Below are 19,423 nucleotides of genomic sequence, written 5' to 3' on the forward strand. Positions count from 1 at the left end.
GGTCAAGCGCAAGGTAGCGCTGTCACTTCTGCGTAGCGTCCGTTGCTGCCATGTCGCCGGATACCTTGGCAGCCGCCAAGGCAACCACAAGCTTCTCGACCTCCCGGTGCATCTGCCGCGCAATCTCCTGCCTGCGTTCCGGCAGCAGGCGCCCAGCGATCGCTGCCACGCTGATGGCCGCGACCGGGTTGTCGGGCGGAAATGCCACGCCGATCGATGCAGTGCCGGGCGTGACGGCGCCCTCCAGAAAAGAGTAGCCGCGCTTTCGGCCTTCCGCGATGGCGCCATACAGAAAATCGGCTGTGAACGACGCGAACTTTTCATAGCGATGGGCGTTCGCCTCGACCAGTGCGTGGGCTTCGGACGCGGGCAATGCACAGAGGATCGCCAGTCCGCCGGCACCGACGCCCAACGGTCTTCTCACCCCGATGTCCAGCGACAGCGACTTGATCGGGAAGTCGCCGAGTGCACGGTTGGCGCAAACAGCTTCCAGTCCGCTGCGCTCGCTCAGATAGACCGTGTCTTGCGTGAATTCAGCCAGGCGCTGCAATGTTGCATCGCACAGTTCAGCGAGCCTGTAGCGGGGGCGCGCAAGCAAGCCCAGCTCATGCAGCAGCGGCCCGAGAAAGTACTTTTTGCTGTGCGGGTCGCGATCGAGCATCCCTTCCAACTCCAGTCTCCGAAGCATCCGAAAGCAGGTTGCTTCCGCCAGTCCAGAAGTGGCGACGACTTCGCCGACACGCATGCCGCGACGTCCACGCGAGGCGATCACGCGAAGCACGTCTACCACCCGTTCGATGCTCTGCGTACCGGATCTGGACTCTCCACCTTGTGGAAGGATTTTTGCCTGATCAGTTGCTGTTCGTGTTTTTGCGACCATCGCTCACATCATATGGAGTCCACATTGTGGTTTGCTAACCAATAACCCTGAGTACAGCGAGTGCCGGTGACTCCTGGCATAGAGTCTATGAAGACGCTCAGCAAGTCGAACCGCCTGCTGGGCGATCACGGTGATCGAGTTGCCGGGCATCGGCGGCTCGGCACGCATCGATCCACGAGGCGCCGCGCACATTGCTGCTGTGATGGAGGAGGCCGCAGCGCTTCTTGGCATCGAAGCCACGACGCTGCTCGAGGCATTCCTCAGTGCCGATTGAGGCTCTACATTGTGGAGAAGTGATCGAGCCCTCGGCTCGACCCATTCACTCCAAACCATAGGCCTGACACCTGGAATTCTTTCGCCACATTGTGGTGGCATGGACGTTTACCCTGTAAGGCGACCGATACGGCCTGCCTAACATCGACGCACCAAGAGACCACGGCGAAACAGATGAAGACATTCCGGATCGGCTCGTATCACGTGACGCGCATTGAAGAAATGCTGACGCCCGGATTCAAGCCTGAGTTTCTCTTTCCTGACTACACGCCCGACATCTTCGAAGAGCACAAGGTGCTGTCGACGCCGCGGTTTTGGGACGAGCCCAGCCAGAAGGTCATGTCGAGCATGCACTCGTGGATGATCCGCGACGACAAGCACACCATCCTGATCGACACCGGCTGCGGCAACGACAAGACACGTGCGCTTCCGTTGTTCGAGCGCTTCCATCAACTGCATCTGCCGTACCTCGACCGGCTCACCGAATCCGGCGTGCGTCCCGAGGACGTGACGCTCGTGATCTGCACGCACCTGCACATCGATCACGTCGGCTGGAATACGAGATGGGTGGACGGCAAATGGGTGCCGACCTTTCCCAACGCAAAGTACATCTTCTCGCGCCGCGAATTCGAGCATTGGCAATCGCCGACCGGCGGCCACCTCACGATGCCGGAGAACATCGCGGTCATAGAAGACAGCGTGATGCCGGTCATCGAGGCCGGGCAAGCCGAGTTCATCGACGACGGTTCAAGGATCATCGAAGGCCTGTTCTTCCATGACGCGATCGGCCATACGGCCGGTCACGGCATGCTGAAGCTCGAATCCGGCAACGACGCGGCGATCTTTCCCGGCGACTCGCTGCACCAGCCGATGCAGGTGTTTCGCCCCGACTGGAACAGCCGCTTCTGCGAGATGGCGAGCGAGGCTCGCGCCACGCGCCGCTCCATTCTCGACTACTGCCACGACCGCAACGCATTGCTGCTTCCTGCCCACTTCGGCGCGCCGCACGGCGGTTACGTGAAGCGCCATGCGGCCGGCTACGACTTCCGGCCTGCCGACGACCTCGTGGTGGCCGGCTGAGTCCGGTCTTCTCACATCGCACGGTCACCACAAAGATTCATTCCCAATGCCAAACGAATCCTTTCTCTCAGCGCTGTGCGACGCCGTGGGCTCCGCCCAGGTGCTGTCGGACAGCGTGACGTGCGAGTACTACGCCAACGATATCTTCTGGCAGCCGGGCATCGTGCCGATGTGCATCGTGTTGCCGCAAACGCAGGCGCAGGCCGTGGCTGCGGTCAAGACTGCAGCGGCGCACGAGATCGCCATCGTGCCGCGCGGCGGCGGCATGTCCTATACCAAGGGCTACCTGCCGGAGAGCACGCAAACCATCGTCATCGACACGCGCAAGCTGAACAAGGTGCTGGAGATCAACGTGCCCGACCGGTACATCACGGTCGAGGCCGGTTGCACCTGGGCGCAGGTGCACGAAGCGCTGAAGGCCACCGGCATGAACACCGGCTACTGGGGTCCGTTGTCTGGCATCAACGCCACGGTCGGCGGCGCCTTGTCTCAGAACAGCGCCTTCTTCGGATCGACCTTGCACGGGACTGTCGCCGCCAGCGTGCTGGGCGTGACCGTGCTGCTCGCCAGCGGCGAGGTCGTGACCACCGGTTCGGGCGGACGTGTGGGCACGAAGCCCTTCACCCGCTATGCAGGGCCGGACATGACGGGCCTGTTTCTCGGAGACACCGGCGCCTTCGGTCTGAAGCTCGGTGCCACGCTCAAGCTCGACGCGGCGCCCCAGCATCTGGACTACCTGGGTTTCGGCTTCGAAGACATGAAGTCGATGGCATTGGCCCAGGCCGAGATGAGCGCCGTACAGGCGATCTCCGAAGGTTTCGGCATCGACCGCGCCAAGGCGTTGAACTCGGCGAGCGTCAACAAGTTGTCAGACGGCGTGAAGATCCTGAGCAGTGTTGCGCGTTCGTCGAAAGGTTTGTTCCAGGGCATCAAGGATGCAGTGAACGTGGCGACGACCGGCGCGAACTACCTGGCCGACCATGCGTGTTCGCTGCACCTCGTCGTCGAGGGCAAGACGGCCGATGCGCTGACCGCCAACCTGGCAGCGCTGCGCGCCATCGGCAAGAAGCATGGCATCGAGATCGAGAACGCCGCAGCGCGGGTGATGCGCTCGCGTCCTTTCAACCCGGTGCGCGGCATGCTCGGCGCGGATGGTCAGCGTTGGGTCCCGATCCATGCGGTGTTCCCGATGAGCGAGACCGCGCGCGTGGTCGAGGCGAGTGCGGCGTACTTCGAGAGTCAGGCCCCAATGATGAAGCAGCACGGCATCATCCTGTCGCACCTCACCATGACCGTCGGCAACGAATTTTTCCTCGAACCGGCCTTCTACTGGCAGGACGAGATCACGCCGCTGCACCGCCAGAGTCTCGGTGACGACGTGGTCGGGCCATGGCTCGACCGTCCCGCCAATCTGCCTGCGCGTGAGGCCGTGATCGCCTTGCGCAAGGGCGTGCAGCAGGTCTACCTGGAACTGGGCGGTGTCAACTGGCAAATCGGCCGTGACTATCCGCTGCAACAAGTGATGCAGCCAGCGACCTGGAACATGCTCACGGCTATCAAGAGGGCACTCGACCCCAAGGGCCTCATGAATCCCGGCTCGCTCGGATTGCGCAACGCGGCCTGAGTCCACGCGCGCCGAGCACTGAAAAACACTCTCGAACTGGAGACAAATCCATGGGTTTCACCATCACCGAAAAGATCCTCGCGCGCGTGTCGGGCCTGGCGTCCGTCAAGGCCGGCGACGAGGTCATGGCAAAGCCCGACTTCGTGCTGGCTTACGACTTCCCGGGCTACACCGACGTGATCTTCAAGCAGTTGAAAGACGACTTCGGCATCACCAAGATGCCCGAGCCGGAACGCTTCGGCATCTTCATCGACCACATGGTCCCAGCCATCTCGCCGGCTGAAGAAGAGCTGCACAAGGGCACGCGTGAATGGACCACCATCAACGACGTGAAGCTGTATGAACGCAAGGGCATCGGGCACCAGGTGTCGTCCGAAGTGGGCTACGCCACGCCAGGCGCGTTCGTGGTTCACTTCGACGGCCATGTGAGCCAGCTGGGCACCTTCGGCACGCTGGCCATGGGTCTCAGGCGCAACGTGCTCGAGGCCTTTGCACTGGAGCGGGTCTCGATCCGCGTGCCGCACACGACACGCGTCGATCTGGTCGGCAAGTTGCAGCCCGGCGTGATGGCGCGCGATGTGTTCCATCACCTGGTGCGTGTGCTGGGTGCGGCTTCATGTCGCTTCCAGGTGCTGGAGATCGGTGGGCCGGCGGTGGCCGACATGTCGAACGACGCCCTGCAAACCATCACCGGTCTGGCGATGTTCACCGGCGCCGTGACGGCCATCGTGAATCCCGATGCCAAGCGCCTCGAATACGCCATGCCGCGCGCCCGCATCAAGCTCGAACCCGTCTACAGCGACGAGGACGCGCACTACGCAGCGCGACACGAGATCGACCTGTCGACGCTCGAGCCCATCATCGTGATCCCGCCGAGTCCGGCCAACACACGCGACCTGAGCGACTACCTGAACCTTCCGGTTCATACAGGCTATTTGGGCTCCTGCGCCTCCGGTCGCATCGAAGACCTGCGCGCTGCTGCCCAGGTGCTGGCGGGCCGACAGGTCGCACCGGGTTTCGCTTTGCACGTGGTACCGACCAGCCAGGAAATCATGGCTGCCGCAGCGCGGGAAGGTCTGCTGTCGGTGTTCGTCGAGGCCGGCGCCTTCGTGTCGTCGCCGTCGTGCGACTACTGCTTCGGCCGCATCGCGACGATGGCACCGGGCCAGCGCGCCGTGTCCACCGGCACGCTCAATGTGCGCGGTCGCATGGGCAGCCCGGATTCGGAGATCTACCTGTGCAACGCCGCGGTGCTCGCGGCCTCTGCGGTCGAAGGCAAGATCGCCGACCCGCGTCCGTACCTCGCCGGTAACGGTTAACGGCCAAGGAGAAGAGCATGGCACTCATGAACCTGCGCGGCCGCGTGGCCTTCAAGTTCGACGAGATCGACTTCGACGTCGACCAGATCGTCGGCGTCAAGAACATCAAGACCACCAACATCGACGAGCTGAGCAAGGCTGCGATGCAGGAATACGACCCCGCCTTCGCCAGTCTGGTGAAGCCCGGCGATCTGCTGCTTGGCAACCACAACTTCGGCTACGGCCATCCTCACTATCCGCCGATGAAAGCCATGCGTCACATGGGCATCGCGGGCGTCATTGCCGAGTCGTTTTCTCCGGGCTACTGGCGCGGTGAAATCAGCATGGGCTTTCCGCAGGTGCCGTGCCCCGGCATCCTCCAGTTCGCCGAACGCTGGGATGAACTGGAAGTCGACTGGGCGGGCCACTGCGTGCGCAACCTGACGCAGGGCGCCGAGATCGCTTTCGAGCCGCTGCCGCGCGCCGACCTCGACATGCTGGAAGCGGGCGGACTCGAGACCTATCTGAAGAAAAGATTTCTCGCCGACAAGACGCGGACTGTTCAACATGCGCAACCTTGAACAGCCGACCAAGACAACCACCCTGAGGAGACAAGAGATGAAAAGCTGGAACTTGAAGAATGTTTCGTTGGTAGGTGCAGCGCTGGCTGCATTGTTCGTCCATGTCGGACCGGTGTCCGCTCAGGGCCTCGCGCCGGGCGACTACAAGGTCGGATTCGTTACCGAGAACACCGGCGCCATCGCCTCGGCCGGCCAGTCCTACTGGAACGGCGCGCAGCTGGCAGCGGAGGAGGTCAAGACGCAGAAGTACCTCGGCGGCGCCTCGATCGTGCTGGACCCGAAGGAGAGCGGCAGCGATGCCGCCCGCGCGATCCAGGCGACCAATCAGTTCGTGGCCGACCCTTCGCTGCTGGCGATCAGCTGCTGCATCCTGTCGCCGGTTGCCGGCTCCCTGAAGCCGATCGTGACGGAGGCGAAGACACCGCTCGTGATCTTCGGCGCGACGGCGGCCGGCCTGCCGCAGCTGCCCTATGTCTACAGCATGACGATCCTGCCCGGCCCCAAAGACAAAGCCACCGCGCTCACGATCGTCGATGCGGTCAAGCCGAAGACCGCCGCCTACATCCTCGCGGCCGACAACGACGCCTTCAAGGGTCGCATGAACGCGACCCGCGAAGCGCTCGAGGCCAAGGGCGTGACCACCGCCGGGGTGGTCAGCGTGCTGACGAAGGACACGGACTTCACCGCGGCCGCGACGCAAGCCATGGGTCTGAAGGCCGACATCATCCTGGTCTATGCGACGCAGGGTGCTGCCGCCGGTGCCATCACCGCGCTGAAGGATCGCGGCTACGCCAAGACCATCGTCGGCAACGACGTGCTGTCGCCGGCTTCCATCTTCAAGAAGATGGGCGACTCGGTCGTCGGCGTACCGTTCCCGGTCAGCTTCTCCGACTCGATCGTGGAAACGCCAGAAGCCAAGGCTTTCGTCGCGGCTTACCAGAAGAAGTTCAACGCGGCGCCCGACATCTATTCGGCCCAGGGCTACCAGGTGGTGTGGTTCATCGCACAGGGGTTGAAGTCGCTTTCCGGCAAACCGACCCGCGAGGCGCTGGGCCAGGCACTGTCGAAGGTGACGAAGATCGACCATCAGGTCTATGGCGGGGAGGCCATGAACAACGGCCAGGCAGAGACGGCTGGCACGTTGGTGGTGGCCTGGTCTGCTGAAGGCAAGATCGTGCCCTGGGTCGCACCCAAGTAGGCGCGGGGTCATGCAACTCTTCATCGAGCAACTGATCAATGGTTGCGCGCTCGGTGCGCTGTACGCGCTGTTCGGCCTCGGTTTCGGGATCGTTTTTTCGACGCTCGGCATCCTGAATGCGGCGCACGGCAGCTATGCGAGCTGGGCCGCGATCGCGGCGCTGGCAGCGGTCGAACAGCTGAAGCTGCCTTTCCTGCCGGCACTGGTCGTCGGTGTCGTCGGGGGCGGGCTGCTCGCGGTCGTGGTCGACCAGATCGCCTTCCAGCCGCTGCGCAAACGCGGCAGCGGCATGCTGGGCGCGCTCATTACCAGCATTGCGTTCTGGCTCATTCTCGACAACCTGGCCGGTACCGCTACCGGGCAGCAGAGCCTGAGCTTTCCCCGCGGAAGCTATCCGGGCACCATGTTCCATCTGGGCGACATTCCTATTCCGGCGATGCAGCTCATCACCGTGGCGGTCATGCTCGTCGTGACCTTCGGCCTCCACATCCTCATCCGGCGCAGCCGCTTCGGTGCGGCCATGCGTGCGGTCGGCTGGAACCAGACGGCCGCCTCTCTGGGCGGCGTCAATCCGCGTTATGTCGTGATCGTCACCGCCTTCATCGCCGGTGCGACTTCAGGCCTGGCCGGCGTTCTCGGTGGCATCACCACGCACAACGTTTCGTTCCTGCTTGGCGAGGGCCTGCTGCTCAAGGGGTTCGCCGCGGTGGTGGTCGGCGGCTACGACGACGTTCGCGGCACCGCAGTCGCCGGTGTCGGGCTCGGTGTGCTGGAGGTGATGTCGGCGCAGTACCTGTCGTCGGGTCTGCGTGACGGCATCACCTATGCGCTGTTGCTGACTTTTCTGCTGGTACGACCGCGCGGCCTGTTCGGCAGTCTCGGTTTTTCTCGGGCCTGATTTCATACAAGCAACCATGCAAGCACTTGCCGATTTCTGGCGTACCTACCAAAGCACTGTCGCGTTCGCGATCGTCAATGCCTTCTTCGCACTCAGCACCTATTCCGTGCTGTCGGCCGGCATCCTGAGCTTCGCCACCGTGACCTATGCCGCCATCGGTGGCTTCGTGGGCGCGCGGCTGATTTTGCAGACGGGTCTCGATCCGCTGATCCTCTTGCCCGCGGCCATGGCGGCGGGTGCGCTGTTGGCTTATGTCGTCGCCTTGATCTTTCTCAGGCTCGAGAGTCACTGGATGGCGCTGGCAAGCCTGGCGCTCATCCTGATCGTCCGCGTCGCCGTCATCAACGTGCCGAGTCTGACCGGCGGCGTTAACGGACTGAGCGTGCCGGTCACACTGCCGATCGGCGTGCTGGGCATCCTTCTGGCGCTGGCCATGATCGTGTTCTACCGGCTGTCGGTGTCGTGGTACGGCATCGCGGCGCAGGCGGTGCGCGAAGATCCGGCGGTTGCATCCAGCCTGGGCATCGCACCGCGCCGGATACAGACGATCGCGTTCGTGATCTCGGGGGCAGTCGGTGGCCTCGGCGGCATGTTGCTCGCCCTGGTCCTGCAGTTTCTTTCGCCCGACACTTACTTTGTGAACATCGCTTTCACCATGATCGCGGCCGTGGTGCTGGGGGGGTCGTATCACTGGATCGGATCGATCATCGGGGCGGCGGTGTTCACTGCATTGCCGGTGATCGCGCAAGCCTTCGTGCCTCACTTCCAGGAAGTGGCGAACGGGGTCGTGTTGCTGCTGATCATGATCTTCCTGCCGCGAGGGCTGGTCGATCCGCGCGCCATTCGCTTGCGCCGCGCCGCACGCAATGCAAATGCAAATGCCGATGCAGACGGCGCGCCCGCAAAAGTATCGTCAGCTGCCGGAGCCGCGCTTTGAGTGCGATGAGCGTTGCATCCGATGTGCCGCTGCTGGCGGTCGAGGCCATCGGCAAGAACTTCGGCGGCGTCGCTGCCGTCTCCGGCCTGTCGATGACGGTCAAAGCGGGCAGCGTTGCAGGTGTCATGGGCCCGAACGGCGCCGGCAAGACGACGCTGGTCAATCTCATCAGCGGCTTGCTGCCATCGGACACCGGCACCATCCGATTCGGCGGTGTCGAGATCCAGCGCAGTGCGGCATACGACATCGCTTCCCAGGGCATCGCCCGCACCTATCAGAACGTGCGGCTCTTCAGCGGCATGACGGTGCTGGAGCAGGTGATGGCGGGTTGCTATCTGCGGCGCGGTGCGTCGTTGTGGGCGTCGTTCCTTGGCCTGCCGAAGGCCCGCGCGGCACGCAAGGCGGTCGAGCTTCATGCCTACGAATTGCTGGAGCGCGTGCAGCTGGGCCGACAGGCGCATCTGCTGGCGGAAACGCTGTCGTATGGAGAACAGCGCCGGGTCGAGATCGCTCGTGCACTCGGCACCGGCCCGCGGCTTTTACTGCTCGACGAGCCCACCGCCGGAATGAACGTGCAGGAATCGAACGAGATCGGAAGTCTCGTCCACAGCCTGCGCGACGGCGGACTGACGGTGCTGATGGTCGAGCACAACGTGCGGCTGGTCAAAGAATTCTGCGACCACGTCACGGTGATGAACTTCGGCCGCCTGCTTGCCCATGGAACACCCGCAGACTGCATGGCGCACCCCGATGTGCAGGCTGCTTACTTTGGAAACACTGCCGATGCTGACCGTATCCGCGCTCTGCGCTAGCTACGGCGCCATTCGCGCCGTTACCGACCTCAGTTTCGAGGTCCGGCCGCGCAGCATGGTCGCCATCCTCGGTGCCAACGGCGCGGGCAAATCGACCACGTTGCGCAGCATCGCGGGCTTGCATCGGCCGGTAAAGGGCTCGATCAAACTCGACGGTGAAGAGATCTCTGCGATGCCGGTGCATCGTGTCGTCCGGCGTGGGCTCGCGCTGGTGCCTGAAGGACGCATGGTGGTCGCGCCCCTCACGGTGGAAGAGAACCTGAAGCTCAGCAGCTACGCCGGGCGTGGCAACGCGAGCGACTTGATGGCGCGTGTCTATGACCTGTTTCCTCGTCTGAAGGAAAGACGCGGCCAGATCGCGGGCCTCATGAGCGGCGGCGAGCAGCAGATGCTCGCCATCGGCCGCGCACTGATGACCGAGCCCAGCATGCTCGTGCTGGACGAACCGTCGATGGGATTGGCGCCATCGATCGTGGACCTGGTGTTCCAGGCGATCGTCACCCTGCATCGCGAGGGCCAGTCGATCCTGCTGGTCGAGCAGAACGCCGAGATCGCGTTGTCTGTCTGCGACTACGCCTATCTCATGAAGCGCGGGTCGATCGTGACGGAGGGAACGGTGGACGCGCTGCGCGCCGATGCCGGCGTGCTCGAGGCTTATCTGGCCTGAGGTTCCCGAGATCCGGCGCATCCGCGCGCCATGCATACTCGGACGCGCATACCGTCATGCGCTTTCGGAACCCACTTTGTCATCCAAAGCCTATCGCGTCGCCCTGTCCGCATCGGGCGCCGCGCTCGGTGCGATCGCTGCTTACTGGGCGCTGCTTTCCGCCCGGCAGGGCCACATCCTTTTCGACACGCGCAAGCTGCCGGTCGTCGCCTTGTCCGCCGACTTCTCCACCTACTCTCACACTGTGCCGGGCGGCATGGTGCGCGGCTATGTCTATCACCCGCACGGCGAGGCGGCGCTGCAAGACCTTTTCATCTACTTCGCTGGCCGCGGCGAGGATGTTCGTGCCACGGCCAAGGCACTGCACTGGCTGCCTGAAGGCTTCGGCTTTGCCGCGGTCAACTACCGGGGCATGGCGGACTCGGAAGGGCATCCATCGGAAATCGCCTCGGTCGCAGACGCGGTTCAGTTCGCGAATCATTTGCGCAAGGCTTTTCCGCATGCACGATTGCATGTCGTCGGTCGCAGCCTTGGTTCGGGCGTGGCCATTCAACTCGTGGCGCAGCAGACGTTTACCAGCCTGCAGCTGATCACCCCGTACGACTCCATGCTGGAGGTCGCCAAGAAGCGCTTTCCGCTGGTGCCGTTGTCGCTGTTGTTGCGGCACCAGTTCAACTCGCTGGCGCATTGCCTCGGCGTCGCGGCCAAGACGCAAGTGCTGCTGGCCGAGCGCGATGACGTCGTGTTGCCGGAGCGCTCCGCCAAGCTCATCGCGGCATGGCCGACACCGGTATCGGTGAAGACGATTGCGGGCTCGGATCACCACAGCATCATCGATCTCGAAATGACATGGCTGCTGCTGGTGGACTTTGCGTTGACCGCCGTGCTGGCGATGCCGGAGGCGGCATAGCTATCGCTTCCCAAGAACATCTTCACCATCGCCACAACGCTGTCTGCGCCCATTGCCCAATCTCAAGAACTTCCAGTTCGGCCTGATCGTCCCAGCCACGTGCGTGCTGCTTTTGCTGCACTTCGGTCAGGACTTTCTGAAGCCCATCGTCATCGCGGGAGTCTTGAGCCTGGTGCTGGCGCCGCTGGTGAGAAGACTCGCGGTCGCGGGCCTGGGTCGTACCGTGGCCACGCTGGTGTCGGTGGTGCTGGCCGCAGCGTGCGTCGCCTGGATCAGCGCGGTGCTGGCGATACAGCTCGTCGCGGTCGCCGGCGATCTGCCCCAATACACGGCGGCCATCAGTGGCAAGGTCGACGCGATCCGTGAGTTCACGGTCCGTCCGTTCGAACGAATCGAGTCTGAACTCAAAGGAATGTTGCCGCAGACCGCGCCGCCCGACGCGACCGCACCGCGGCGTCAAGGCAGTCGGGCCACGGTGGTTGCGCCGCCGCCCGCACCGGCCGTCCAGGCACCGCAGTCGGCTGGGGAGCGGGTCACAAAACTGTTATCGACGTTATGGGGACCGGTCGGGCAGGCTGGCATCGTGTTCGTGCTGCTGGTCTTCATCCTGCTGGAGCACGAGTCGCTCAGCGACCGCTTCATCCGCTTGGTCGGCGAGGCGGAGCTGGGGACGACGGTGCAGGCATTGAGCGCGGCGGCGCAAGGCGTGTCGCGCTTCTTCCTGTCGCAATCGATCGTCAACGCGATCTTCGGCACCGTGGTCGGCGTGGGACTTTGGGCGATAGGACTGCCGCATGCCGCGCTATGGGGTTGCGTCGCCGCGCTGCTGCGATTCATCCCGTATGTGGGTGTGCTGGGCGCAGCCGCGCTGATCGCGGTGTTCGCGGCTGCGGTCGATCCCGGGTGGACGCTCGTGCTGGCCAGCCTGGGATTTTTCGGTGTGCTCGAGCTCGTCTTCGCCAATGTCCTGGAGCCGCAGGTCTACGGACACAGCACGGGCCTGGCGCCGCTGGCGGTCATTGTCTCCGCGCTATTCTGGGGCGCGCTTTGGGGGCCTGTCGGACTGCTGTTGTCTACGCCGCTGACACTGTGTCTGGTGGTGATGGGCCGACACGTCAAAGCACTTGCGCCGTTCACGATTCTTCTCAGCGATGCCCCGGGGCTGTCTGCCGGCCAGCGCTTCTATCAGCGAGCGTTGTCGGGCAATGCGTCTGTCAACTTGCAGGAGGCGCGGGCGTTTCTACGGCGCAGCAGCTTTGCCAGGTACTGCGATCACGTTCTGTTTCCGGGACTGGCGCTCGGCGCAGCGGACTTTCGCATCGGGCGTATCGACCAGCAGCAGCGCGAGCGCATCCTGGCGAACATCGTCGCCTTGGCCGAATCGTTGTCGAGGGAGCAGCCGGCACGGCGCACGGCACGCCGTCGGGCCCCGACTTCGCTGGTCGACGCCAACATGGGTGCCCATCTGCGGCACATGCGCGAAGCGCGCCTCGGCCGGTGGCAAGGTCGGCTCGATGTGCCCTCGCGTTCGATCGTTCTGTGCATGGGCTTTGGCACCGACCGTGACGATCTGCTGATGGAACTGCTCGTCAGGGCGCTGCGGGAGGAGGGCGTGGACGCCCGGAGCGTGTCGACTAACGAACCCCAAGACCCCGAGACGGCGGACAAGGCCAGTCTGGTGGGCACTGTCTTCCTCGTCTATCCGCGGCAGGACGGGTTGGCGCAGTGGCGGCAGAAGGCGGCCGAGCTGCGCGCCGCGTTGCCGGACGCGATTCTTGCCACCATCAAGCTGGCACTCGACGATTCTTCGGTCGAAGAAAAGCAGGTCGAGGATTTGATCGATCTGGTGCTCCACTCGTATTCCGAGGCGGAGGCGTTTGTGCTGGAGAGCAAACAGAAAACGGATGCCGCGTCCGTCGAGTGAGCGCGCGAGGCTGTTCCGCGAACTCTGTGCGATTCGCTTTTTTACTGCGTCACGGTGATGCCCCGATTGCGAATCAGCGCGGGCCAGATGGCGCGTTCGGCAGCCATGTAGGCGCGGAGCAAGGTCGCATCGGCCGCAGCCGTTTCCCACCCCGCATCGTTGAGTTTGCGAGACACCTCGGGGACGCGCATGGCGGTTTGCAGTTCTGCGTTGAGTCGCTCCTGCATCGGCATGGGCGTAGCGGCCGGGGCCACCAGGCCGACGGTCGCATAGGCGTTCAGTGGGCCCGTCAGGTCGTACGGAACCGTCGGCATGTCGGGCAGTTGCGTCACTCGCCGCCCCGACATCGAAAGCACCGGAACGACAGCCGCACTCTTGATCGGAATGAGCCCGCCTGCCAGGTCGACGACGAGCATCGGCACTTTGCCCGACACGACATCGGGGAGCGCCATGCCGGTGCCGCGGTAAGGCACGTGAGTCGCCACGAGACCGGTCTGGCTCTTGAGCAGTTCCATCGCAAGATGGTGCGGCGAGCCTTCGCCCGGCGATGCGTATTGAAGCGGTGGCGTACGGCCGGCCTTCGACGCCTTCAGGATCTGCTCGAAGCTGGTGAAGCCGGACTTGGGCGACACCACCAGCAGCAACGGCGTGCGGGCCATGAAGCCAATGAGCGCGAAATCCTTGTCCGGGTCGTAGGGCAGTGTCTTGAACAGCGAGGCGTTGTAGACCAGGATGCCGTTGTCAGCGGTAAACAGGTTGCGGCCATCGGCGGCCGCATGCGCCGCGGCACCGGCGGCGAGCGTGCCGCCTTTGCCCGGCATGTTCACTACTTCGATGTCCTGCTTCATCTGGGAGCCGAGCTGCGCCGCAAGCACGCGCGTCACAAAATCGGCACCGCCGCCGGCCGGATAACCGACGATCCATTTCATCGCACCGGGCGCTGCACTCTCCGCCGCGCCCACCGCTTGCGCGCATGCGCCCGCACCCATAGCAGCCAGAAAGGAACGCCGTGACCAACTCAGATCGGATTGCATGGAGTACAAGTGTGAATAAATGTAACTTTGCATCCTATGTGCCGCTGCGCGCATGCTACTCAGGGATTTCCCTAGGTGTCGTCGGGCAGCATGACGAGCGGCGTCACTAAAGTCTTACCGATGAACCTGACCCGACGTTCCTTCCACGGTGCCGCAGGCGGCCTGCTGTTGACCGGCTGCGCAAGCATCCGACTCGATACGCGTGCCGCAGCCATCGCCGAACTCGGCAGCACCGGCAAGCTGCGTGCCGCGATCAACCTCGGCAACCCGATCCTCGCGAGCCGTGGGCCGTCGGGCGAGCCGCAAGGTGTCTCTGTCGACCTCGCACGCGAAGCAGCCCGCCGCCTGGGCTTGCCCATCGAACTTGTGCCGTTCAACTCCGCGGGCAACGTGGTCGAAGCCGTCAAGGCGCGGCAGGTCGACCTGGCCTTCGTCGCGATCGATCCGGTGCGTGCTGCCGACACCGACTACACGGCGCCGTACGTGGTGATCGAAGGCGCCTACCTCGTACGCAACGAGTCGCCGCTTCAGCGAAATGAAGAAGTCGACCGCGCCGGCACGCGCATCGTGGTCGGCCGTGGCAGCGCCTACGACCTCTATCTCACGCGCGAGATCAGGTCCGCCACGCTGGTGCGCATACCGACCTCACCGGAGGTAACGAACCAGTTCATCGCGCAAAAGCTCGAAGTGGCTGCGGGCGTGCGGCAACAACTCGAGGCGGACGCCATGCGACTGAACGGCAGTGGTGGAGCTGGCCTGCGCATGCTGCCCGGCCGTTTCATGGTCATCGAGCAGGCCATGGGCGTGCCGAAGGGTCGCCTTGCAGCGCAGGCCTGGTTGAGCAGCTACATCGAAGAGATGAAGGCGTCGGGCTTCGTCGCAGCTGCGTTGCAGCGGCACGGCATAGAAGGCGCCAGCGTGGCACCGCCGCGCGCGCATAGTTGAGCTGGCGGCTCAGGCGTTTCAGAACACCATGCCGCCCGCCACGTCGATCGTGCTGCCGGTGACCCATGCCGCATCGTCCGACACCGCGAACGACACCGCTGCCGCGATGTCCCGCGGCTGACCCACACGGCCCAGCGGCGTCTTGCCGACCAGCACGTCGGTCATGCTCGCAGCCGACTCTGCATTGCCCTCGGTCGTGACGAAGCCGGGCGCGATGCCGATTACACGGATGTTGCGCGGACCGAGCTCCATGCCCAACGTGCGCGTCAGCACGTCGACTGCGCCCTTGGTCGCGCTGTAGACATGCACCATCGGATACGGGCTCTTGGCGAGGCCAGAGCTGATGTTGACGATGACGCCGCCGGCCGGCAACACGCGTGCGGCTGCCTGAGTGGCGAGCAGCAAGCCGCGCACGTTGAGGTGGAAGTGCTCGTCGAAGCTTTCCGCGGTCAACGTGTCGAGCGAGTCGACCTTGTAGACGCCGACGTTGTTGACAAGGATGTCGAGCCGCCCGAAGGTTTCGATGGCCGCGTCGATCAGCAGCGGAATATCAGCCGGTTTGGAAACGTCGGCTCTTACGGCAACGGCCTTGCCGCCGGTCGCGACGATACGTTGCACGACCGCATTGGCGTGTTCGACGCTGCGTGAGTAGTTGACGACGACCGATGCGCCGTCGGCTGCCAGTCGTTCGGCGATGCCGGCGCCGATGCCCTGCGATGAACCGGTGACGATGGCGACTTTGCCTGCGAGTGAACTCATGAAGATGCTCCTGGATAAAGAGATAAGAACGGATTGAATCAACAGCTGTCTCGACGATAGGCATCGCATTCCTTCGGATAAAGCCATGTGATCGGGATGCGGCATGAAGTCCAACTTCATAATTGACCATGTCGTCCGATCTGCTTCCGGCCATCGCCGCTTTCGCCCGCGTCGCGCACCATTCGAGCTTTACCAAGGCGGCCGCCGAACTCGGTGTCTCGCCTTCGGCGTTGTCGCAAACTATGCGATCGCTGGAGACTCGATTGGGTGTGCGCCTGCTCGACCGCACCACGCGACGCGTCGGCGTGACGGAGATCGGCCAACGGTTCCTGCTCGATGCGCAACCCGGCCTTGCAACGATCGCGGCCGCCATCGACGGCGTCAACGAGTCGCGAGACAAGCCTGTCGGTCTGCTGCGGCTGAACCTGTCACGCACGGCGTCGGACATCCTGGTCGTGCCGCACCTCGTTGCCTTCCTGGAAGCCTTCCCGGACATCACTCTCGAGATGAGCTGCGACAACGCGATGATCGATTTGGTGGCGGGCGGCTTCGATGCCGGCATTCGCCTCGGCGAGAACCTGGCACAAGATGTGGTGGCGGTGCCGCTCGGAGGGCAACATCGCATCGCGACCGTCGCGGCGCCGCGTTACCTGAAGGGCCTCAAGGGCCTTACTGCGCCGCAGACTCCTGAGGACCTCAAGTCACATCGCTGCCTCAATGCGCGCCTCGCTGGCGGCATCTACCGATGGGAGTTTTCGCAAGAAGGTCGCGACTTCGACATCGAAGTCGACGGGCCACTATTGACCAACGACGGCGACATCCTGATGGCCGCGGTCCGGGGTGGCGCCGGTATCGCCTGCACGTTCGAGGCGCTGGTTGCGGACGACCTCGCCGCAGGCAAGCTCGTGCCGCTGCTGCAGGATTGGTGGCCGACGTTTCCGGGCTTCTATCTTTACTACCCGAGCCGCGCGCACACGCCGCGCAAACTGCGGGTGTTCATCGAGTTCATGCAAAGCCGTTTGAATGCGTGATTGAGAGCAGATCTCCAGACCACGCGCAGACCGGGCATCGCTCTGGATCGTCGCAGCCGGCTTCTTCATGCCGCAGCTGGAATCGACTGCGCTCGCCTTTCGATTCACCTTCGTGGCGGTGGGCGCGATCACACTGCTGTCGGCGTTGATGTTTCGGCGGCTCGCTCGCCCGCACCCCGCGTAATGCACCCATTGCTCAGCTGTCATGGACTGGAAATGCGAACGCAGATTCGATGCGCAGGTGGTTCCCATGCGCCTCGATAGCCCAAAGGCGAGCCAGTCAGCCACACGCTCTCGGGCACCTTGCCAGCGCGTTCGGCGTAACCCCGCCACGTGCCAGGTTGGCCCTTGCGCTTCTGGCTGTCGTATAGGAAGTCTTCCAGCGCTTCGTCGGCCAAGGCGTACCACTGCTGGAGACAGTACATGCGCAGCATCCTAGGTACGCGGATGGGCTGACGACCGACTTGTCAACTGGTGAGGTGCAGCGGCTCGATCACGGCAATCAGCCGGGCCCAGGACACGACGCGTTCAATGTCGAAGAGGAACTTCTCCCGGCGAGTTCGTTTCCTCTTCAATGCGTACGCGGCGCTGGCGAAGCTGCGTTGGAACATGCCGGGCACCCTTGGGAATCTTGCCCTCTTGCGCATGCAGGATGCATGCCGTGATTAAGGAATAAATCAGCGTCTCCCTAACTAACGATCGAGCACGTTTTTGACAGCAAGACAAGACCTCGTTGGAATAGATTTAAAGAGAATGAATTCGAAAACTTTGTTCATAATTTGGTACACGGATTCACTGATCATGGTGCTCGGGTTTCAAGCCGTTGGAATTTGAAATGCGCACACCTCTGCTTGAAGAAGAATCCGCTCAAATGCGGCAGCGGGTCTCGCCGCTGAGGTTCCCAACGATTGCCGGCCCTGAAGCCTTGACGTGTGCCGGGTTTATAGCCGGCAATCGCTTCGCACGGACTCGTTTCACATGCAGCTGATTTTCCCGCGGACGTTTCCGTTTTCATTCGCTGAGTTCGGGCTGGCGAGAGCGCCGTTTCGAAACATCGGGAGCGTTTTATCGCACAACCGCTTGATGGACGCTACCAGCGTAAGCCAGCGACACAGCAGCACACGAATTCAAAACAGCCAGATTTTTAAACAGCGCCGACAGCTTGCACTCGAAAGTAACGAGCTCCCGATGCAAACGATTTATGGCCGGGGTTATCGGCTCATTCACAGAAGAGTTGATCAGACGGACGTTGGCGATGCAGATGTTTAGGCAATTTGCGTCAATGCTTCGGAAGCTTAAAACACGCGTTGCATTGCGAGTTTTACTGGCTGTCCTGTTGCCGCTGGCCATCGTATGGAAAGTCGATCACACCACGCCCACGGCTGCGGACGGACGTCTGTATGACCGCGTAATGGCCAGCGTGGCAGCGCCTGTGAACTCCGAGGTCGAGATCATCTCGATTGACGCTCGGAGTATTCAAGAAATCGGGCCGTGGCCGTGGCCTGCAGCAATCCACACGGAATTCTTGCGCCAGCTTGCTCAGCAGGCGCCCCACGCCGTGGTGCTCAACTTCAGGCTCGGCTTTCCAAAGCTCGAAGGCGACGACGATGTAGCGTTGGCGGCTGCGCTGCGGAAACTGCCGGTGTATCTCACAATTCCAAGCTATCAATCCGGCGCTGTCGTGAACCAAAGCGAAGCCCTTCGCTCTCGAACAAGACACTTTTCGGCAGTTGTCCAAGGCATCGGGCATTCCAGCCTTAGCGCCGACGACTCAAGCAAGCGCCTTCGGTTCATCAGCCTCTTTGCGCCTGCTCCGGACAACTCACTACCTTATGTGGGCGCGATGGTTGCTCCGGCTCCCCCGTTGCATCGCGCTATCGCCAACGGCACGCATCTGCAATTTGGAATTCCTTTCAATGGCGAAGCAGCGCACCCGTCAATTTCCTATTCTGAGGTCCTTGCAGGCAAGCTATCCGCTGATCGGCTCAAGGGGCGCATTGTTGTCGTTGGACCCACTAACGGTGTACCGCTGGGACGGCAGTGGTACGTTTCAGGCTCCTCCGGAGCCACGCTGGTGACTTCGACCGAAGTTCACGCGAGTGCCATTGACGCGTTGCAGCAGGGCACTTACGTTTCAGTAGCGCCGCCGGTGGTGCTGGGCTTGGCGATGGCACTTTCAATCTTGGCGGTACTGTTTGCATTCGATAAGTTACCGAAGGCTGCGCCTCTGGTGGGGCTGGCTTTCATTGCCATCGGCGTCGCATTCAGCGCTTTGATGCTCGGTTTACTTGGCATCTGGCTCCCTTCGTCCTTTTTCGTGTTCGGCATTTTGGCGGCCTACTTGCTTTGGACTTGGCAACACTTGCACAAAGTAATTGGCTTTTTAAAAGAACACATCGCTGCGCTGAGTCAGGTGCCATCTGTTAAGTCCGATCGTGTTGGGCCAGTCCGCGTTGGCGCCAACGACCCGGTGGAGCGATACATAGGCGCTCTCGATCACGCAATCGTGCGACTCATGCGATTGGAGGCATACATGCGGTTCTCGCTGTTGAAACTTCCCATCGCCGTCGTG

General features: G+C 62.9%; 18 protein-coding genes and 1 pseudogene. 15 read left to right on the plus strand and 4 right to left on the minus strand.

Annotated elements, in window-relative coordinates; all coding sequences use genetic code 11:
* Positions 1-22: 22 nt before the first annotated feature.
* Complete coding sequence (locus QN413_RS19640; protein ID WP_323498261.1) at positions 23-880, minus strand: IclR family transcriptional regulator; 858 nt, start codon at positions 878-880, stop codon at positions 23-25.
* Between the two features lie 130 nt (positions 881-1,010).
* Between QN413_RS19640 and QN413_RS19645 the strand changes: the two genes are divergently transcribed.
* From QN413_RS19645 to QN413_RS19700, 12 genes are all read left to right on the plus strand, one after another.
* Positions 1,011-1,154 (plus strand): hypothetical protein, encoded by a 144-nt coding sequence (locus tag QN413_RS19645; protein ID WP_323498262.1) that lies wholly within the window; start codon positions 1,011-1,013, stop codon positions 1,152-1,154.
* A 173-nt stretch (positions 1,155-1,327) separates the two neighbouring features.
* Complete coding sequence (locus tag QN413_RS19650) at positions 1,328-2,233, plus strand: MBL fold metallo-hydrolase (RefSeq protein ID WP_323498263.1); 906 nt, start codon at positions 1,328-1,330, stop codon at positions 2,231-2,233.
* A gap of 46 nt (positions 2,234-2,279) precedes the next feature.
* A complete protein-coding gene (locus QN413_RS19655) occupies positions 2,280-3,857 on the plus strand; it encodes an FAD-binding oxidoreductase (protein ID WP_323498264.1) in 1,578 nt (525 codons plus the stop codon).
* A 50-nt stretch (positions 3,858-3,907) separates the two neighbouring features.
* Complete coding sequence (locus QN413_RS19660; protein ID WP_323498265.1) at positions 3,908-5,176, plus strand: 3-isopropylmalate dehydratase large subunit; 1,269 nt, start codon at positions 3,908-3,910, stop codon at positions 5,174-5,176.
* Positions 5,177-5,193: 17 nt separating this feature from the next.
* The gene (locus tag QN413_RS19665; protein WP_323498266.1) at positions 5,194-5,736 is read left to right on the plus strand and encodes a 3-isopropylmalate dehydratase; all 543 of its coding nucleotides are present in this window, start codon (positions 5,194-5,196) and stop codon (positions 5,734-5,736) included.
* A 37-nt stretch (positions 5,737-5,773) separates the two neighbouring features.
* Positions 5,774-6,934 carry an ABC transporter substrate-binding protein gene (locus tag QN413_RS19670; protein ID WP_323498267.1) on the plus strand — a complete coding sequence of 387 codons (1,161 nt, stop codon included), beginning with the start codon at positions 5,774-5,776 and terminating at the stop codon, positions 6,932-6,934.
* 10 nt (positions 6,935-6,944) lie between these two features.
* Positions 6,945-7,832, plus strand: coding sequence for a branched-chain amino acid ABC transporter permease (locus QN413_RS19675; protein WP_323498268.1), 888 nt, complete (start codon positions 6,945-6,947; stop codon positions 7,830-7,832).
* Positions 7,833-7,848: 16 nt separating this feature from the next.
* Positions 7,849-8,769 (plus strand): branched-chain amino acid ABC transporter permease, encoded by a 921-nt coding sequence (locus QN413_RS19680; protein WP_323498269.1) that lies wholly within the window; start codon positions 7,849-7,851, stop codon positions 8,767-8,769.
* 5 nt (positions 8,770-8,774) lie between these two features.
* Entirely contained in the window at positions 8,775-9,581 is an 807-nt protein-coding gene (locus QN413_RS19685; protein ID WP_187051981.1) for an ABC transporter ATP-binding protein, read from the plus strand.
* Entirely contained in the window at positions 9,553-10,248 is a 696-nt protein-coding gene (locus QN413_RS19690; RefSeq protein ID WP_187051980.1) for an ABC transporter ATP-binding protein, read from the plus strand. Before QN413_RS19685 ends, QN413_RS19690 begins: the two co-directional genes overlap by 29 nt.
* 76 nt (positions 10,249-10,324) lie before the next feature.
* Positions 10,325-11,158: an alpha/beta hydrolase gene (locus tag QN413_RS19695; RefSeq protein ID WP_323498270.1), complete on the plus strand. Its 834-nt coding sequence runs from the start codon at positions 10,325-10,327 to the stop codon at positions 11,156-11,158.
* Positions 11,159-11,210: 52 nt separating this feature from the next.
* A complete protein-coding gene (locus tag QN413_RS19700) occupies positions 11,211-13,082 on the plus strand; it encodes an AI-2E family transporter (protein ID WP_323498271.1) in 1,872 nt (623 codons plus the stop codon).
* A gap of 41 nt (positions 13,083-13,123) precedes the next feature.
* Here the strand turns inward: QN413_RS19700 and QN413_RS19705 are convergent, their stop codons facing one another.
* Positions 13,124-14,116 (minus strand): Bug family tripartite tricarboxylate transporter substrate binding protein, encoded by a 993-nt coding sequence (locus tag QN413_RS19705; RefSeq protein ID WP_323498272.1) that lies wholly within the window; start codon positions 14,114-14,116, stop codon positions 13,124-13,126.
* Between the two features lie 120 nt (positions 14,117-14,236).
* Between QN413_RS19705 and QN413_RS19710 the strand changes: the two genes are divergently transcribed.
* Positions 14,237-15,061, plus strand: a complete 825-nt coding sequence (locus QN413_RS19710) for an ABC transporter substrate-binding protein (protein ID WP_323498273.1) — start codon at positions 14,237-14,239, stop codon at positions 15,059-15,061.
* Between the two features lie 18 nt (positions 15,062-15,079).
* Here QN413_RS19710 and QN413_RS19715 read toward each other — a convergent pair whose 3' ends face one another.
* Positions 15,080-15,820 carry a glucose 1-dehydrogenase gene (locus QN413_RS19715; protein ID WP_323498274.1) on the minus strand — a complete coding sequence of 247 codons (741 nt, stop codon included), beginning with the start codon at positions 15,818-15,820 and terminating at the stop codon, positions 15,080-15,082.
* A 128-nt stretch (positions 15,821-15,948) separates the two neighbouring features.
* On the opposite strand from QN413_RS19715, the gene QN413_RS19720 reads away from it, so the two are divergent.
* Positions 15,949-16,851, plus strand: coding sequence for a LysR family transcriptional regulator (locus QN413_RS19720; protein WP_323498275.1), 903 nt, complete (start codon positions 15,949-15,951; stop codon positions 16,849-16,851).
* Between the two features lie 356 nt (positions 16,852-17,207).
* Here QN413_RS19720 and QN413_RS19725 read toward each other — a convergent pair.
* A pseudogene (locus QN413_RS19725) lies at positions 17,208-17,462 on the minus strand (transposase); the annotation flags it as partial.
* Positions 17,463-18,052: 590 nt separating this feature from the next.
* On the opposite strand from QN413_RS19725, the gene QN413_RS19730 reads away from it, so the two are divergent.
* Positions 18,053-19,423 (plus strand): CHASE2 domain-containing protein (locus QN413_RS19730; RefSeq protein ID WP_323498276.1); only part of this gene is annotated, 1,371 nt, incomplete at its 3' end.

It is taken from the genome of Variovorax sp. LG9.2 (assembly GCF_035018885.1).
Lineage (GTDB): Bacteria > Pseudomonadota > Gammaproteobacteria > Burkholderiales > Burkholderiaceae_C > Variovorax.

What these genes read in the sequence shown, in the direction of transcription:
- QN413_RS19685 (WP_187051981.1), top strand. Translation starts at nt 8,775, where the DNA reads ATGAGCGTTGCATCCGATGTGCCGCTGCTGGCGGTCGAGGCCATCGGC.
- QN413_RS19640 (WP_323498261.1), bottom strand. Translation starts at nt 880, where the DNA reads ATGGTCGCAAAAACACGAACAGCAACTGATCAGGCAAAAATCCTTCCA.
- QN413_RS19670 (WP_323498267.1), top strand. Translation starts at nt 5,774, where the DNA reads ATGAAAAGCTGGAACTTGAAGAATGTTTCGTTGGTAGGTGCAGCGCTG.
- QN413_RS19660 (WP_323498265.1), top strand. Translation starts at nt 3,908, where the DNA reads ATGGGTTTCACCATCACCGAAAAGATCCTCGCGCGCGTGTCGGGCCTG.
- QN413_RS19705 (WP_323498272.1), bottom strand. Translation starts at nt 14,116, where the DNA reads ATGCAATCCGATCTGAGTTGGTCACGGCGTTCCTTTCTGGCTGCTATG.
- QN413_RS19720 (WP_323498275.1), top strand. Translation starts at nt 15,949, where the DNA reads ATGTCGTCCGATCTGCTTCCGGCCATCGCCGCTTTCGCCCGCGTCGCG.
- QN413_RS19655 (WP_323498264.1), top strand. Translation starts at nt 2,280, where the DNA reads ATGCCAAACGAATCCTTTCTCTCAGCGCTGTGCGACGCCGTGGGCTCC.
- QN413_RS19715 (WP_323498274.1), bottom strand. Translation starts at nt 15,820, where the DNA reads ATGAGTTCACTCGCAGGCAAAGTCGCCATCGTCACCGGTTCATCGCAG.
- QN413_RS19690 (WP_187051980.1), top strand. Translation starts at nt 9,553, where the DNA reads ATGCTGACCGTATCCGCGCTCTGCGCTAGCTACGGCGCCATTCGCGCC.
- QN413_RS19710 (WP_323498273.1), top strand. Translation starts at nt 14,237, where the DNA reads ATGAACCTGACCCGACGTTCCTTCCACGGTGCCGCAGGCGGCCTGCTG.
- QN413_RS19675 (WP_323498268.1), top strand. Translation starts at nt 6,945, where the DNA reads ATGCAACTCTTCATCGAGCAACTGATCAATGGTTGCGCGCTCGGTGCG.
- QN413_RS19680 (WP_323498269.1), top strand. Translation starts at nt 7,849, where the DNA reads ATGCAAGCACTTGCCGATTTCTGGCGTACCTACCAAAGCACTGTCGCG.
- QN413_RS19665 (WP_323498266.1), top strand. Translation starts at nt 5,194, where the DNA reads ATGGCACTCATGAACCTGCGCGGCCGCGTGGCCTTCAAGTTCGACGAG.
- QN413_RS19650 (WP_323498263.1), top strand. Translation starts at nt 1,328, where the DNA reads ATGAAGACATTCCGGATCGGCTCGTATCACGTGACGCGCATTGAAGAA.